Source organism: Pseudomonas sp. T8, assembly GCF_024610635.1.
GTDB lineage: Bacteria > Pseudomonadota > Gammaproteobacteria > Pseudomonadales > Pseudomonadaceae > Aquipseudomonas > Aquipseudomonas chlororaphis_I.
Window position 1 is genome coordinate 5,236,653 of the sequence record NZ_CP102374.1, and the last position, 15,344, is coordinate 5,251,996.

Sequence of the window (15,344 nt, forward strand, 5' to 3'; positions counted from 1 at the left end):
TTAAATGACCGACTATAAAGCCACGCTAAACCTTCCGGACACCGCCTTCCCAATGAAGGCCGGCCTGCCTCAGCGCGAACCGCAGATTCTGCAGCGCTGGGACAGCATTGGCCTGTACGGTAAGTTGCGCGAAATTGGCAAGGATCGTCCGAAGTTCGTTCTTCACGACGGTCCGCCCTACGCCAACGGCTCGATTCACATCGGTCATGCGGTCAACAAGATTCTCAAGGACATGATCATCCGCTCGAAGACCCTGGCGGGCTTCGACGCGCCTTATGTTCCGGGCTGGGACTGCCACGGCCTGCCGATCGAGCACAAGGTCGAGGTGACCCACGGCAAGAACCTGTCCTCGGACAAGACCCGTGAGCTGTGTCGCGCCTACGCCACCGAGCAGATCGAAGGCCAGAAGGCCGAGTTCATCCGCCTGGGTGTGCTGGGCGACTGGGCCAACCCGTACAAGACCATGGATTTTGCCAACGAAGCCGGGGAAATCCGTGCCCTGGCGGAAATGGTCAAGGGCGGTTTCGTGTTCAAGGGCCTCAAGCCGGTGAACTGGTGTTTCGACTGCGGCTCGGCCCTGGCTGAAGCGGAAGTCGAGTACCAGGACAAGAAGTCCTCGACCATCGACGTGGCCTTCCCGATTGCCGACGCAGACAAGCTGGCCGCCGCCTTTGGCCTGGCCAAGCTGAGCAAGCCTGCTTCGATCGTGATCTGGACCACCACTCCGTGGACCATCCCGGCCAACCAGGCGCTGAACGTTCACCCTGAGTTCAACTACGCCCTGGTCGATGCTGGCGACAAGCTGCTGGTCCTGGCCGAAGAGCTGGTGGAGTCCTGCCTGGCCCGCTACAACCTGGAAGGCTCGGTGATCGCCACCGCCCCGGGGTCGGCGCTGGAGCTGATCAACTTCCGTCACCCGTTCTACGATCGCCTGTCGCCGGTGTACCTGGCTGACTACGTCGAGCTGGGCGCCGGTACCGGCGTGGTTCACTCGTCGCCAGCCTACGGCGAAGACGACTTCGTGACCTGCAAGCGTTACGGCATGGTCAACGACGACATCCTCAACCCTGTGCAGAGCAACGGCGTGTACGCCAGCTCGCTGGAGTTCTTCGGCGGCCAGTTCATCTGGAAGGCCAACCCGGCCATCGTCGACAAGCTGACCGAAGTCGGTGCGCTGCTGCACACCGAAACCATCAGCCACAGCTACATGCATTGCTGGCGCCACAAGACCCCGCTGATCTACCGCGCCACCGCGCAGTGGTTCGTCGGCATGGACAAGCAGCCAACCAGCGGCAACACCCTGCGCCAGCGCGCGTTGCAGGCCATCGAAGAGACTCAGTTCGTTCCGGCCTGGGGCCAGGCGCGCCTGCATTCGATGATCGCCAACCGTCCGGACTGGTGCATCTCCCGTCAGCGCAACTGGGGCGTGCCGATCCCGTTCTTCCTGCACAAGGAAAGCGGCGAGCTGCACCCACGTACTGTCGAACTGATGGAAGAAGTGGCCAAACGTGTCGAGCACGAAGGCATCGAAGCCTGGTTCAAGATGGACGCGGCCGAGTTGCTGGGCGATGAAGCCTCGCAATACGACAAGATCAGCGACACCCTGGACGTCTGGTTCGACTCCGGTACCACGCACTGGCACGTACTGCGCGGCTCGCACCCGATGGGCCACGCCAGCGGCCCGCGTGCCGACCTGTACCTGGAAGGTTCCGACCAGCACCGCGGCTGGTTCCACTCGTCCCTGCTGACCGGCTGCGCGATCGATGGCAATGCGCCGTATCGCGAACTGCTGACCCACGGTTTCACCGTCGACGAGAACGGTCGCAAGATGTCCAAGTCCCTGGGCAACGTCATCGCGCCGCAGAAGGTCAACGACACCCTGGGCGCCGACATCATGCGCCTGTGGGTCTCGGCCACCGACTACTCCGGTGAAATGGCGGTTTCCGACCAGATCCTGCAGCGCAGCGCCGACGCCTACCGGCGTATCCGCAACACCGCGCGCTTCCTGCTTTCCAACCTGAGCGGCTTCAACCCGGCCACCGATATCCTGCCGGCCGAGGAAATGCTCGCCCTGGACCGTTGGGCCGTGGACCGTACCCTGCTGCTGCAGCGCGAGCTGGAACTGCATTACGGCGAATACCGCTTCTGGAACGTCTACTCCAAGGTCCACAACTTCTGCGTGCAGGAGCTGGGCGGTTTCTACCTGGACATCATCAAGGACCGCCAGTACACCACCGGCGCCAACAGCAAGGCCCGTCGTTCGTGCCAGACCGCGTTGTTCCACATCTCCGAAGCGCTGGTGCGCTGGATCGCACCGATCCTCGCCTTCACCGCCGACGAGCTGTGGCAGTACCTGCCGGGCGAGCGCAACGAGTCGGTGATGCTCAACACCTGGTACCAGGGCCTCAGCGAGCTGCCGGAAGGCTTCGAGCTGGACCGTGCCTACTGGGAGCGGATCATGGCGGTCAAGGTCGCGGTCAACAAGGAAATGGAAATCCAGCGCGCGGCCAAGGCCGTCGGTGGCAACCTGCAAGCCGAAGTGACCCTGTATGCCGAAGACGCGCTGAGCGCCGACCTGGCCAAGCTGAGCAACGAGCTGCGTTTCGTGCTGATCACCTCCACCGCCAGTGTCGCGCCTTTCGCGCAGGCACCGGCGGATGCGGTGGAAACCGAAGTCGCCGGCCTCAAGCTGAAAGTGGTCAAGTCGAGCTTCGCCAAGTGCGCCCGTTGCTGGCACTGCCGTGAAGATGTCGGCGTGCACCCTGAGCACCCGGAAATCTGCGGTCGCTGCGTCGACAACATCAGCGGCGAAGGCGAGGTTCGTCACTATGCCTAATGCCACGGGCCGTTTCGGCCGTCTGGGCTGGCTGTGGTTGAGCGTGCTGGTCCTGGTCATCGACCAGGCCAGCAAGCTGCACTTCGAAAGCTCGCTGTCGATGTACCAGCAGATCGTGGTGATCCCGGATTACTTCAGCTGGACCCTGGCCTACAACACCGGCGCGGCGTTCAGCTTCCTGGCGGACAGCTCGGGCTGGCAGCGCTGGTTGTTCGCCCTGATTGCGGTGGTGGTCAGCGCGGTGCTGGTGGTCTGGCTCAAGCGCCTGGGGCGCAACGAAACCTGGCTGGCGGTCGCCCTGGCCCTGGTGCTGGGTGGCGCGCTGGGCAACCTGTACGACCGCATCGCCCTGGGCCATGTGATCGATTTCATCCTGGTGCATTGGCAGAACCGCTGGTACTTCCCGGCGTTCAACTTCGCCGACAGCGCCATCAGCGTGGGTGCGGTGATGCTTGCGCTGGATATGTTCAAAAGCAAGAAAACCGGAGAAGCCGTTCATGACTGAACAGGTATTGGCTGAACAACGCATCGGCCAGAACACGGAAGTCACTTTGCATTTCGCATTGCGCCTGGAGAACGGCGACACGGTGGACAGCACCTTCGACAAGGCCCCGGCGACCTTCAAGGTCGGTGACGGCAACCTGTTGCCAGGTTTTGAAGCGGCCCTGTTCGGATTCAAGGCGGGCGACAAGCGTAACCTGACCATCGAACCGGAAAACGCCTTTGGCCAGCCGAACCCGCAAAACGTGCAGATCATCCCGCGTTCGCAGTTCCAGGATATGGAGCTGTCCGAAGGTCTGCTGGTGATTTTCAACGATGCGGCCAATACCGAGCTGCCAGGTGTGGTCAAAGCCTTTGACGACGCCCAGGTGACGGTTGACTTCAACCATCCGTTGGCCGGTAAAACCTTGACCTTTGATGTCGAGATCATCGACGTTAAAGCGCTGTAACTAACGAACCCGGCCTGCTGTAGGAGCGAGCTTGCTCGCGAAGTTCTTCAACGATAACGCTGGCATTCTGAATGACCGCAGTGTCTTTGAGTTCTTCGCGAGCAAGCTCGCTCCTACAGCGCAAGACACGAGGCACAGCATGCAAATCAAACTCGCCAACCCCCGTGGCTTCTGCGCTGGCGTGGACCGCGCGATCGAAATCGTCAATCGTGCCCTGGAGGTCTTCGGACCGCCGATCTACGTGCGTCATGAAGTGGTGCACAACAAATTTGTCGTCGAAGACCTGCGCGAGCGCGGAGCGATCTTTGTCGAGGAGCTGGACCAGGTGCCGGATGACGTCATCGTGATCTTCAGCGCCCACGGCGTTTCCCAGGCCGTGCGCAGCGAAGCGGCGGGCCGTGGCCTGAAAGTCTTCGATGCGACCTGCCCGCTGGTGACCAAGGTGCATATCGAAGTGGCGCGCTACAGCCGCGACGGTCGCGAATGCATCCTGATCGGCCATGCCGGCCACCCGGAAGTCGAAGGCACCATGGGCCAGTACGATGCCAGCAATGGCGGCGCGATCTACCTGGTGGAAGACGAGAAAGACGTCGCCGAACTGCAGGTGCGCAATCCTGAAAAGCTGGCGTTCGTGACCCAGACCACCTTGTCGATGGACGACACCAGCCGAGTCATCGACGCCCTGCGTGAGCGTTTCCCGGCCATTGGCGGGCCACGCAAGGACGATATCTGCTACGCCACGCAGAACCGTCAGGACGCGGTCAAGCAACTGGCCGACGAGTGCGATGTGGTGCTGGTGGTGGGCAGCCCGAACAGCTCCAACTCCAACCGCCTGCGTGAACTGGCCGAGCGCATGGCCACCCCGGCATACCTGATCGATGGTGCCGAGGATATGCAGCGCAGCTGGTTCGACGGCGTCGAGCGCATCGGCATCACCGCCGGGGCGTCGGCTCCCGAGGTGCTGGTGCGGGGCGTGATCGACCAATTGCACGCCTGGGGCGCCACCGGCGCCGACGAACTGGCCGGCCGCGAAGAAAACATCACCTTCTCCATGCCAAAAGAGCTGCGCGTTCGTTCGCTGCTCTGATCAGCCCTGGCTGTCGCATAACGCCTGCGCGGCCTTGTCGCTGCGCAGGCTGACCCGCCCGCTGCGGGAAAGCACCACCTGATGCTGGCTCGTTCCCGGATCGGCCCCGCAGATGTGCAGCGTCCCGGCCTGAAAGGCCCCGCTGGGCAGCAGCGGATCGCCCAGGCCACTGAAACGCACGAAATGCTGCACCGGGCGATTGCCGACAATCGCCACCCGGGCGTCTCCCCGGCGTTCGAGCAGCACCGGGTTATCGCCGTCCTGCGAGCCCTCGCCACTGATATCCAGAATGATCCGCCAACCCTGGCTCCAGTCGTCGTTCAACCCGTGAATGACGATTCGCTGCTGGCGCAGGATGGCTTCGGTGCGCGCATTGCGGATGCCGCTGGCAAGCATCTGTGCGGCATCCAGCCGGCGAGTCGACTGGAACAACTCCCCGAATGAGGTGGTGGCGAACAGCATCAACAGGCTGGCAAGCGCCAGCCCCACGATTATTTCGATCAGGCCGAAACCCTTTTGCGGCATGGTTCTCCCTCCATGGAGTGCGGCAGGCCCGGACAATCCTTGCCCGGCCATTGAGCAAAACCGCGAACCTTCGGTCTATGAAGGTTCGAAGTGCTAGAGCCAGTTATAGCCGCTGGCCGCTCAAGGGGATGGCATGCGTTACCGCACAGAAGGGTTCACGCTGATCGAATTGCTGGTCGCCCTGGCAGTTTCGGCGATTTTGTTGACCCTGGTGGTTCCGGCATTCAGTCAGATGGCGCAGCGCGCCAAGGCCGACAGCGACATCAGCGAACTGCTGCGCAGCTTGAATTACGCGCGTCTGGAGGCGATCGACCGTGGCTTGCCCATTCATCTGCGCCCGGCCGCCGTGGATTCGGACTGGAGCCGGGGGCTGTCGATTTATCAAGGCGACGGACCGGCGACGAATGTATTGCGGGTTGTTCCCGCGGTCAGTCGCGGCGCCCGGCTGACGCTAACCTCTGAATTCGACAGCATCGGATTCAACGCGCTGGGTGGCGTATCGGCAGCGGTTCCGCCGGTCATGACCTATGTGCTGGGCGCACAACACAGGACGATCACGCTGTGCCTGAACGGACGGATAGCGGTAAACGGGGAGTGCCAATGACGGGCAGGAGCGTGCAGGCCGGGATGACGCTGATCGAGGTGCTGGTGGCGGTGCTGATTCTCGGCGTGGGCCTGCTTGGTGCGGCGGCGGTCCAGCTCAATGCCCTGCGCTACACCGACAGTGCCTTGATGGCCAGCCAGGCCAGCTTCATCGCCTATGACATGCTCGATCGCATCCGCGCCAACAGCGCCGCGGACTACACCGTGGCGGCGCCCGATACCGGCAATTTCAGCGTGGTTCGGGACCAGGACCTGTATGACTTCAAGCGCAATGTCGAGAGCTTTGGCGGGCCGACCGCCGAGGGCCATATCAGCCTCAAGCAGGGTGTGTTCACCATCAGCATCACCTGGGATGACTCCCGCGCCGCCCATGTCTCAGACCCGCCTGCTGAAGGCTCCCGCAGTTTTGTCGTGAGCAGCCGGGTGGCGGTGGATCCGGGGGATAAGCGATGAGACGCGAGAACAGCGGTTTCGGCCTGATCGAAATGTTGGTGGCGCTGGCGTTGAGCCTGATTGTGGCCTTGGGTGTGACGCAGATTTTCATCTCGGCCAAAAACACCTACCTCAGCCAGAGCGCCTCGGCCGGCCTGCAAGAGGACGCGCGTTTCGTGCTGAGCAAGATGATCCAGGAAATACGCATGGTCGGCATGTTCGGCTGCCTGCAGAGCATCGCCGATTCCAGCACCGCCTCGGACTTCGCCGGCCATGCACAGACACCGATCCGCTGGGACAACGCCAACCACCGGCTGACGCTGGTCACGGCCGATATCGGCGACAGCGGTGGCGCCCCGACCTGGACCGTGCTGACCGATTGCCGCAACAGCGCCACCGCCTACACTGGCGCCCGCAAGGCCCCCACGGGGCAGCAGGCGTTTGCGGTGCGGCGCCTGGTGTACAGCCTGAAGAACGATCAACTGCTGATGGGCACCGGCACTGGCTCCAGTCAGGCGGTGCTGGTGAACAATGTCAGCGCTTTCGATGTGTCGTTCGGCATCGCCAGTACCGCTACGGATGTCGCGGCCTCTCGCTACAGTCGCGATCCAGGCGACCCGGCGCGGATCCGCAGCGTGCGCTTGAGCCTGACCCTGAGCGATCCTCAGGCACGCGTGCGGCCGCAGACGTTCAATGTGGTGGCCGCCTTGCGCAATCGCCTGTTGTGAGTGAGTTGCCGATGACTTCGTATCGAACGGCTCCGGGGGCGCAGCGCGGCATGGCGTTGTTGATGAGCCTGGTGTTCCTGTTGCTGCTGACCTTGATCGGCATCTCGTCGATGCAGAACGCCACGTTGCAGGAAAAGATGTCCGGCGGCCTGTGGCTGCGCAACCAGTCGTTCCAGGCGGCGGAGATGGCCCTGCGCATCGGTGAGAGCGCGGTGCAGCAGGACAGTTATTCGCTGCCGGTCTGTACCGGCGGCCAGTGCGCGCCGCCCGGCGAGTCCGCGGTCATCAGCGCCGCGGGCCACAACGGCCATTCGGGCGTGACCTGGATCGCCACCGGTAACGGCTTTTACGGCGTGCAGAACATCGGTACGACGCTGGGGGCGGTCAATGTGCCGAGCAACACTTCCGCGACCCTGTACCGGGTGACCGCCGTCGGGCTGGCCGGCCATTCGCGCAGTGTGCTGGAGAGCATCTATGCCAAGTACTGAAAGGCCTGGGGGATTGCTGGCTGGCGCATTGCTGAGCCTCTACCTGAGTGCCCCGGCCTATGGTTTCACCCCGGCCCAGGCGCCCTTGGCGAATGCGGCGGCGGTGGCGCCGAATGTGATGTTGCTGCTCGACGATTCGCAGAGCATGAACAGCATCGTCTATGCCCCGGGTTTCGATCCCGGGCTGGCGCGGGCGCCGCTCAGCCCCTGCCGGATGCAGGCGGGCGAGTGCCTGCCCGGAGCCAGTCCGAGCGCGGATTCGATGGCCCTTTCAACGCTGAGCCAGGCGGGCTGCGCCAGCGGTTATGTCGGGTTCTACCGCGACAATGCCCGGCCACAGTGCCTCAAGCTGCCAGATCCGGCTGGGCGCGGCAGCACCCGTTATTCGGCCGCCTATTTGGCCTATCTGCTTGCCCTGGCCGACGGCCGTGATCGGGATTTCACCGATGGCTCGATTCCCGCTCAGGACCGGATGGCCCTGGTCCGTGAGGCCGCCAGCAAGCTGGTGGCTGACAACCGCGCGCTGCGCATCGGCCTGGCGAGCTTCAACCCGCCAGCAGGCGGCGATCTGGCGCCGGGCGGGCGTATCGTGCGCGCCATCAGCGATCTGGCACCAGTCAGCGACCAGGTCAGCCAGGCTCAGGCCGACGCAAACTACCAGGCATTGCTGTCCGCCATCGGCGGGCTCAGGGCCTCGGCCGAGGCGCCGCTGGCGGAAACCTATTACGAGATCAGTCGTTATTTTCGGGGCCTGACGCCTTACTACAACAGCTCTCCGTCCACCTATGGCAGCCCGATCCAGTACCGCTGCCAGCGCAATTACGGCCTGGTGGTGACCGATGGCCTGCCCAGTTACGACCACAGTTTTCCCTCCCGTGAACCCCAGGGGGCGGCCAGCCTGCCAGATTGGGATGGAGTGCCCAATGACGGCATTGATCCTGGCGGCAACGAGGAGGGCAGCAGCCTGTATCTGGATGACATCGCCAAGCTGGCGGTGGATATCGACATGCGCGCAGCGGGCCTGGATATCGCGGGGAAAAGCTGGGATTCGACGGGTTTCGCGCAACAGCACATGAACACCTACACCATCGGTCTCAACGCGCAGTACCCCATGCTGGCGGATGCGGCGAACTATGGCCGGGGCAAGTTCTACCCGGTGACTGACAAGCTGGGGCTCGACGCGGCACTGGCCTCGGCTCTGGGCGAGGTTTCGGCTTCCGCGGCCCAGGCGGGGAGCACCACGGCGGGTGCCGCCGGGCTGGCCAGCGGTTCGAGTTATTTCCAGGCGTCTTATGACCCCGGCGATTGGCACGGCACCATCAGGGCGTACGGCATCAGCCCCGCCGGCGCGGTCGATACCAGCACGCCGCTATGGAGCACGGACTCGACCCTGGTTCCCGATGCATCGCCGGGAATCTTCCAGGCCTGGAACAGCGCCACTCGGACCGCCGTTGCCTTGCGCCATGACCAGCTGTCCGGCGCACAGCAGGCCGCGCTCGCCCAGGATCTGCCACCCGGCATAACCACGGCCGATCTATTGGCCTGGAGCCAGGGGGCTAACCGGGCAGGGCTCAAGGTGCGTAGCCGATTGCTGGGGGATATCGTCAACTCGCCGCTGGTCATGGCGGCGCCGACCGCCCAGGACGCCGCCGATCTGCAGGGCGACAGCGACTACAGCGCCTACCTGGCGAGCAAGGCCCAAGGCATGACCCCGAGCCTGCTGGTCAACGCCAATGACGGCCTGCTTTCGCTGATCGACGCGGAGAATGGCCGGCGTCGCTACGCCTATATGCCCTCCAGTGCCTTGCCGCTGCTGCATCACATCGCCGACCCCGGCTATGCCAATGGCGATCGTCACCGGTTCCTGGCCGATGGACCGGTGACGGTAGTCGATGCCCAGCTCGGCACGGCCTGGGCAACCCTGGCGCTGGCGGGCACGGGAGCCGGCGGCAAGGCGTTTTACGCGGTGCAGCTGTATGGCCAGGCCGGCAATACGCCCCAGGCGCTGTGGGAAATCGCCGCGCCTGCGTTAGCCGATATCAATCACCCGTTCAATGACCTGGGTTATGCCTACGCCCGTCCGGAAGTGGCACGCTTGGCCGACGGGCGCTGGGCGGCCTTCATCGGCAATGGTTATGGCAGCCATTCCGGGGTCGCTGCCTTGTATGTGGTGGATATTCGCGACGGCTCGCTGATCAGCAAAATCCCGGTCGATGGCAATGGGCAGGAGAATGGCTTGTCCTCGGTGAAGTTGCAGGTGGACAGCCAGAATGTGGTCCAGGCGGCCTATGGTGGCGACCTCCAGGGCCATCTGTGGAAGTTCGATTTGAGCGGTTCGGCGCCGGACAGCTGGGGCCTGGCCTTTGGCAGTGCTCCGCTGTTCAGCGCTCCGGGTGGCGCGACCCAGCCGATCACCGCGCAGCCGTTGCTGGTGGATCATCCCGAGGGCGGCAAGCTGGTGCTGTTTGGCACCGGCAAGCTCAGCGAACTGGCCGACAAGCGCAGCAAGGACGCCCAGGGCTTCTATGCGGTCTGGGATGCCCCGGGCGGGGTGGGGCGGATCGGCGTGGCTGACCTGCAGGCGCAAGCGATCACCGGGCTGTTTGCCGGCAGTGCGGGTTCCTATATCACCAGCACCCAGGCGGACGTCAGTTATCCGGCCGAGCAGGGCTGGTACCTGCCGCTGGGGGAGGCGTCGAGCGGTGAGCGGGTCATCAACCCGGCCACGCTGGTGGCGGGTCGCATTGTCTTCAGCACCGCTGCCGTCGAGGCGAGCGACCCTTGTTCCAGCGCGGGCAACGGCAAATTGGTCGAGCTGGAGGCATTCAGCGGTAAGATGCTCGATGACGCGGTGCTCGACACCAACGGCGACGAAGTGGTCGATGGCCTGGACACGCCTTCCAGCGGTGTCATTTTCACCGGCGGCATTCCTGCGTTGAGCGCTGTGCTTAACCGCGCTACCCGCAAAATTGTCAGCGATTCCGGCGGCGGTATTGCCTCCCTGGTCGAGAAACCGGGCGGTGGCAGCCGCCGCATCATGTGGCGACAAATACAGTAAGTGAGAGTGAGGCATGCGTAGATCCAACCAAGGTTTTACCCTGATCGAAATCATGATCGTGATTGCGATCATCGGGCTCGTCGTCACCCTGAGCCTTCCCAGCATCACCGAGTACGTGAAGAAAACCCATCGCACGCAAATCGCCGGCCTGCTGTCGGAGCAGGCGCAGAGCCTCGAGCGTTTCCACTCCAAGGGCGGTGTCTACAGCAACGCTCCGGGCCTCAGTGCCGGCAACGATGACTACAGCATCACGCCAGTGTTGGCCGACCAGAGCTTCACCCTGACCGCGACGCCGAAAAGCGAGAGCATGATGGCCGGCGACAAGTGCGGCGAGTTCACCCTTAGCCACACCGGTGCCATGGGCAACAACAATATGGCCGACGGGGTGACCAGCAAAGACTGCTGGGGACGCTGAGCAACCTTCTCGGGTGCTGGCGGTGCCCGGTGTTTTTTCTTCCTGGACTGGACTATGGCAAAGCAACAGCAAGTGGTGATTGTCGGCGGTGGAGTGATCGGCCTGCTGACCGCGTTCAACCTGGCGTCCGTCGGGCAGCAGGTGGTGCTGCTCGAGCGCTCGAATGTCGGCCAGGAATCCTCCTGGGCCGGCGGCGGGATCGTTTCGCCGCTCTACCCCTGGCGCTACAGCCCGGCAGTCACGGCGCTGGCGCATTGGTCGCAGGACTTTTATCCACAGCTGGCCGAACACCTGTTCGCCACCACCGGTGTCGATCCTGAAGTGCATACCACCGGCCTGTACTGGCTGGACCTGGACGACGAAGCCGAAGCGCTGGCCTGGGCCCGGCGCGAACAGCGGCCATTGAGCGCTGTGGATATCTCAGTGGCTCATGACGCGGTGCCGGTGCTCGGCGGCGGTTTTTCGCGGGCGATCTATATGGCCGACGTGGCCAACGTGCGCAATCCGCGCCTGGTCAAGTCGCTGAAGGCCGCACTGTCGGCGTTGCCGGCGGTGACCATTCACGAGCACTGCGAAGTCAGCGGGTTTATCCGCGAAGGTGAGCGAGTCCTCGGGGTGCAGACCTCCCTGGGCGAAATCCGTGGCGACCAGGTGGTGCTGGCGGCAGGAGCCTGGAGCGGCGAATTGCTCAAGAGCCTGGGCCTGGCATTGCCGGTGGAACCGGTCAAAGGCCAGATGATTCTCTATAAGTGCGCCTCGGACTTTCTTTCCTGCATGGTCCTGGCCAAGGGGCGTTATGCGATTCCCCGGCGCGACGGCCATATCCTGATCGGCAGCACCCTGGAGCACGAAGGCTTCGACAAGACCCCGACCGCATCGGCCCTGGAAAGCCTGAAGGCTTCGGCCATCGAGTTGATCCCGGCGCTGGCGCAGGCCGAGGTGGTGGGGCATTGGGCGGGCTTGCGTCCGGGTTCGCCCGAAGGCATTCCCTATATCGGCCCGGTGCCGGGGTTGGAGGGGCTGTGGCTGAACTGCGGGCATTACCGCAATGGCTTGGTCCTGGCGCCGGCATCCTGCCAGCTGTTCACCGACCTGATGCTGGGCCGGGAGCCGATCATCGACCCGGCGCCTTATGCGCCCAGTGGGCGCATCTAATCCAGGCCGAGTTTCTTCAGCCTATAGCGCATCGAACGAAACGACAGGCTCAAGCGCTGGGCCGCCGCCGTGCGGTTCCAGCGGGTGTGCTCCAGGGCCTGGAGGATCAGCCGGCGCTCGACTTCCTGCAGATAACCTTCAAGGTCGATCACCGGTGCCGGGCCGGGCGAGATGGCCGGGTGTACGCCGTTTGGTGTCAGTTGCAGGTCGCGTGCTTCGATCTGCCGGTTCTCGCACAGGGTGTGCGCCCGTTCGAGCAGGTTCTCCAGCTCGCGTACGTTGCCGGGAAAGTCGTAGCCCTGGAGTGCTAGCAGCGCGCCTGGCTGGAGCCGCGCCAACTGTTGGCCGTTGCCCTGTGCCAGGCGCTCGAGGATGGCTGTGGCCAAGGGTTCGATATCAGCCTTGCGCGCCCGTAGCGGTGGCACCGCCAGTTCGATCACGTTGAGGCGGTAGTAGAGATCCTGGCGAAAGCGTCCGGCATGCACTTCCGCCTGCAGCGTCTTGTGGGTGGCGCAGAGAATGCGCACATCAACCTGGACCTCCTGCTGTCCGCCGACACAGCGCACCGCCTTCTCCTGGAGCGCACGGAGCAATTTGACCTGCATTGCCAGTGGCAGATCGGCCACCTCATCGAGAAACAGGGTGCCGCCGTGCGCTGCCTGGAACAGGCCGGGCTTGTCTTCGATGGCGCCGCTGAAGCTGCCTTTGCGATGGCCGAAAAACTCGCTCTCCATCAGTTCCGGCGGAATGGCCCCGCAGTTGATCGGCACGAAGCCCTGGCTGGCCCGTGGTCCCTGGTCGTGGATCGCACGGGCGGCCAGTTCCTTGCCGCTGCCGGATTCTCCGCTGATATAGACCGAGGCCTGACTCTGGGCCAGTTTGTGGATCTGTCCACGCAGTTTGTGCATGGCGGTCGAATCGCCGAGCAGTGGGCCGGTAGCTGGGTTCGCTGGTGTCGATTCGGGCAGGGGGCCGTTCAGCAGCTCGCGCAGGCGGGCCAGGGCCACGGGTTTGCTCAGGAAGTCGATGGCGCCGGCCTTCAGGGCCTGGACCGCGGTTTCCTGGTGGGGGCAGGTGCTGAGTATGGCCAGCGGCATTCGCAGTCGGTGGCGCTGGATATGCTCGAGTAATTCCAGCCCCGTGCCGTCGGGCAGATGCAGGTCGCTCAGGCACAGGTCGAAACCTTCCCGGGCCAGCCAGTGACGCGCTTCACCCAGGGTGCGGGCGCTACGGGTATGGCGCTGCATCCGGCCGAGGCTGATTTCCAGATATTCGCGAATGCCTGGATCGTCATCGACGATCAGGACTTTTTGCCGTGGGCTCATGCTGCTTACTGCTTCATCCGTGAGCGAAAGAGGTGCGAGAGCACCCGCCATCCTGGCGTGTCGTGAAGTCTAGGCAGGCTTGAGGTCGTTGGCCCTGCTCAGGGCCGGGTTGTTTGGCCGGGTTCAGGATGATGTGCAGGGCATATGCCCGGTTTGCCGAGGGTTGCCGGCCGGATATGAGACGAGGGTGGGCTGGAGGCTTTTTTGTAGCGAATTATTCAGCGGTGCAAACAACGCGCTTTCGACGTCATCTGCACCACTGCCGGTCGAGGCTCAGCGATCGCGGGAGATCGGGCCTTGCTCCAGGTGGGCCTGGCTGCAATACCACTGTTGCTCGAGGCTCAGCGCCCGGTCACGGGGCAGGTGCACGCCGCAATGGGCGCAGCGCACCATGGGCGTGGTGCTGGGTTCGCGGGGAGCAGCGGTGCCGGAGGCGGGCTGCTTGAATTTGCGCCAGAGCCATACCGCAGCGGCAATCAGGGCGATCCAGAACAGTAAACGAAGCATGGTAGCCAGCTATGTGAGTGAGGAACTGGCAGTTTAGCCAAGGTCATGCCGGGCGCACAGTGCAATCAGCGCTGAAATCCGCGGACAAAAAAAGGGAGACTCGAAAGCCTCCCTTTTGGCTAACCGCGGCGGTGTCAGTCGAACACGCCGAAGGTCATGTAGCTGAACCACGAGCGATCGCTGTTGTTGCCTTCGGCTTCGTGCTGTTCTTCTTCGACAGCGTCGCCATTGGCGTCTTTAGGCTTGAGCTCGGCCGGAATCGCGTCCTTGGCGTCCTGGTATTGCTTCATCACGTCCTGGTTGGCGCGGGTTTCTCCCGGCGGCAGCGGTGGACGGGACTCGATCAGGCCCAGGGTGGCCTTGCTCAGCCAGGAGCGGTTGTCCGCCTCGGCGACCCGTGGCACGAACTGGCCGTCGACCAGAGTCGGGTGATCGGGGTAGTTGAGCTTCAGGGTTTCCAGGCTGGTGGCGGCCAGTTCGTCCAGGTGCAGACGCTGGTAAGCCTCGGTCATCACTGCCAGGCCATCGGCCACCGACGGGGTTTCCTGGAAGTTTTCCACCACGTAACGGCCACGGTTGGCGGCGGCTACATAGGCCTGACGGGTCAGGTAATAGTCGGCCACGTGGATTTCGTAGGAGGCCAGCAGGTTGCGCAGGTAGATCATGCGCTGCTTGGCGTCCGGCGCGTAGCGGCTGTTCGGGAAGCGGCTGGTGAGCTGGGCGAACTCGTTGTAGGAGTCGCGTGCGGCACCCGGGTCACGCTTGGTCATGTCCAGCGGCAGGAAGCGCGCCAGCAGGCCGACGTCCTGGTCGAAGGAAGTCAGGCCCTTGAGGTAGTAGGCGTAGTCCACGTTCGGGTGTTGTGGATGCAGGCGGATGAAACGCTCGGCGGCGGACTTGGCAGCTTCCGGCTCGGCGTTCTTGTAGTTGGCATAGATCAGTTCGAGTTGTGCCTGATCCGCGTAGCGGCCGAACGGATAACGCGACTCCAGGGCCTTGAGCTTGGCGGTGGCGCTGGTATAGCTGTTGTTGTCCAGGTCGGTCTGCGCCTGCTGGTACAGCTCGACCTCGCTCAGGTTTTCGTCAACGACTTCCTTCGATGAGCAAGCAGCGGTCAGTGCGAGGATGGCGATCAGCAGCAGGTGTTTCACTTGCATGGCGGCTTGCGTCCCTATGACGGCCGCTGTCTTGGGCGGGGCCGTCCTGTTATGATGAGCGCCCCGTTGAAAAAGCCT

The 15,344-nt window shown here is 63.6% G+C and carries 15 protein-coding genes; 11 read left to right on the top strand and 4 right to left on the bottom strand.

Annotated features, from left to right (window positions below; genetic code table 11):
- The first annotated feature begins 4 nt into the window (after positions 1 to 4).
- The 4 genes from ileS (at position 5) to ispH (ending at position 4,873) form a co-directional block, all read left to right on the top strand.
- Positions 5 to 2,836, top strand: a complete 2,832-nt coding sequence (gene ileS / locus NRG23_RS23705) for an isoleucine--tRNA ligase (protein ID WP_028683442.1) — start codon at positions 5 to 7, stop codon at positions 2,834 to 2,836.
- Positions 2,829 to 3,341: a signal peptidase II gene (gene lspA, locus NRG23_RS23710; RefSeq protein WP_009045705.1), complete on the top strand. Its 513-nt coding sequence runs from the start codon at positions 2,829 to 2,831 to the stop codon at positions 3,339 to 3,341. Before ileS ends, lspA begins: the two co-directional genes overlap by 8 nt.
- Positions 3,342 to 3,348: 7 nt before the next feature.
- On the top strand, positions 3,349 to 3,786 hold the full coding sequence (gene fkpB, locus NRG23_RS23715; RefSeq protein WP_172833189.1) for an FKBP-type peptidyl-prolyl cis-trans isomerase: 438 nt from the start codon (positions 3,349 to 3,351) through the stop codon (positions 3,784 to 3,786).
- 139 nt (positions 3,787 to 3,925) lie between these two features.
- Positions 3,926 to 4,873 (top strand): 4-hydroxy-3-methylbut-2-enyl diphosphate reductase, encoded by a 948-nt coding sequence (ispH, locus tag NRG23_RS23720; RefSeq protein ID WP_257372431.1) that lies wholly within the window; start codon positions 3,926 to 3,928, stop codon positions 4,871 to 4,873.
- On the opposite strand, the gene NRG23_RS23725 is transcribed toward ispH, so the two are convergent.
- On the bottom strand, positions 4,874 to 5,398 hold the full coding sequence (locus NRG23_RS23725) for a GspH/FimT family protein (protein ID WP_009050943.1): 525 nt from the start codon (positions 5,396 to 5,398) through the stop codon (positions 4,874 to 4,876).
- Positions 5,399 to 5,531: 133 nt separating this feature from the next.
- On the opposite strand from NRG23_RS23725, the gene NRG23_RS23730 reads away from it, so the two are divergent.
- Genes NRG23_RS23730 through thiO form a run of 7 tightly spaced genes read left to right on the top strand, consistent with a single transcriptional unit; the run spans position 5,532 to position 12,277 of the window.
- A complete protein-coding gene (locus NRG23_RS23730; protein ID WP_028683445.1) occupies positions 5,532 to 6,002 on the top strand; it encodes a GspH/FimT family pseudopilin in 471 nt (156 codons plus the stop codon).
- Positions 5,999 to 6,454: a type IV pilus modification protein PilV gene (pilV, locus tag NRG23_RS23735; protein ID WP_009050941.1), complete on the top strand. Its 456-nt coding sequence runs from the start codon at positions 5,999 to 6,001 to the stop codon at positions 6,452 to 6,454. Before NRG23_RS23730 ends, pilV begins: the two co-directional genes overlap by 4 nt.
- Positions 6,451 to 7,161 (top strand): PilW family protein, encoded by a 711-nt coding sequence (locus tag NRG23_RS23740; RefSeq protein WP_009050940.1) that lies wholly within the window; start codon positions 6,451 to 6,453, stop codon positions 7,159 to 7,161. The genes pilV and NRG23_RS23740 overlap by 4 nt, the downstream gene beginning before the upstream one ends.
- Positions 7,162 to 7,172: 11 nt before the next feature.
- Positions 7,173 to 7,649 (top strand): PilX N-terminal domain-containing pilus assembly protein, encoded by a 477-nt coding sequence (locus tag NRG23_RS23745; protein ID WP_233146674.1) that lies wholly within the window; start codon positions 7,173 to 7,175, stop codon positions 7,647 to 7,649.
- A complete protein-coding gene (locus NRG23_RS23750) occupies positions 7,636 to 10,707 on the top strand; it encodes a pilus assembly protein (protein WP_257372432.1) in 3,072 nt (1,023 codons plus the stop codon). Before NRG23_RS23745 ends, NRG23_RS23750 begins: the two co-directional genes overlap by 14 nt.
- A gap of 13 nt (positions 10,708 to 10,720) precedes the next feature.
- Positions 10,721 to 11,122, top strand: coding sequence for a type IV pilin protein (locus NRG23_RS23755; protein ID WP_009050937.1), 402 nt, complete (start codon positions 10,721 to 10,723; stop codon positions 11,120 to 11,122).
- 54 nt (positions 11,123 to 11,176) lie between these two features.
- Positions 11,177 to 12,277 (top strand): glycine oxidase ThiO, encoded by a 1,101-nt coding sequence (gene thiO / locus NRG23_RS23760; RefSeq protein WP_257372433.1) that lies wholly within the window; start codon positions 11,177 to 11,179, stop codon positions 12,275 to 12,277.
- Here the strand turns inward: thiO and NRG23_RS23765 are convergent.
- The 3 genes from NRG23_RS23765 to NRG23_RS23775 form a co-directional block, all read right to left on the bottom strand.
- Positions 12,274 to 13,602 (bottom strand): sigma-54 dependent transcriptional regulator, encoded by a 1,329-nt coding sequence (locus NRG23_RS23765; RefSeq protein ID WP_257372434.1) that lies wholly within the window; start codon positions 13,600 to 13,602, stop codon positions 12,274 to 12,276. The two genes, thiO and NRG23_RS23765, sit on opposite strands and share 4 nt — an antisense overlap.
- 273 nt (positions 13,603 to 13,875) lie before the next feature.
- Positions 13,876 to 14,109: a PP0621 family protein gene (locus tag NRG23_RS23770; RefSeq protein ID WP_007924721.1), complete on the bottom strand. Its 234-nt coding sequence runs from the start codon at positions 14,107 to 14,109 to the stop codon at positions 13,876 to 13,878.
- A gap of 134 nt (positions 14,110 to 14,243) precedes the next feature.
- On the bottom strand, positions 14,244 to 15,266 hold the full coding sequence (locus NRG23_RS23775; protein ID WP_007924720.1) for an outer membrane protein assembly factor BamD: 1,023 nt from the start codon (positions 15,264 to 15,266) through the stop codon (positions 14,244 to 14,246).
- Positions 15,267 to 15,344 lie beyond the last annotated feature (78 nt).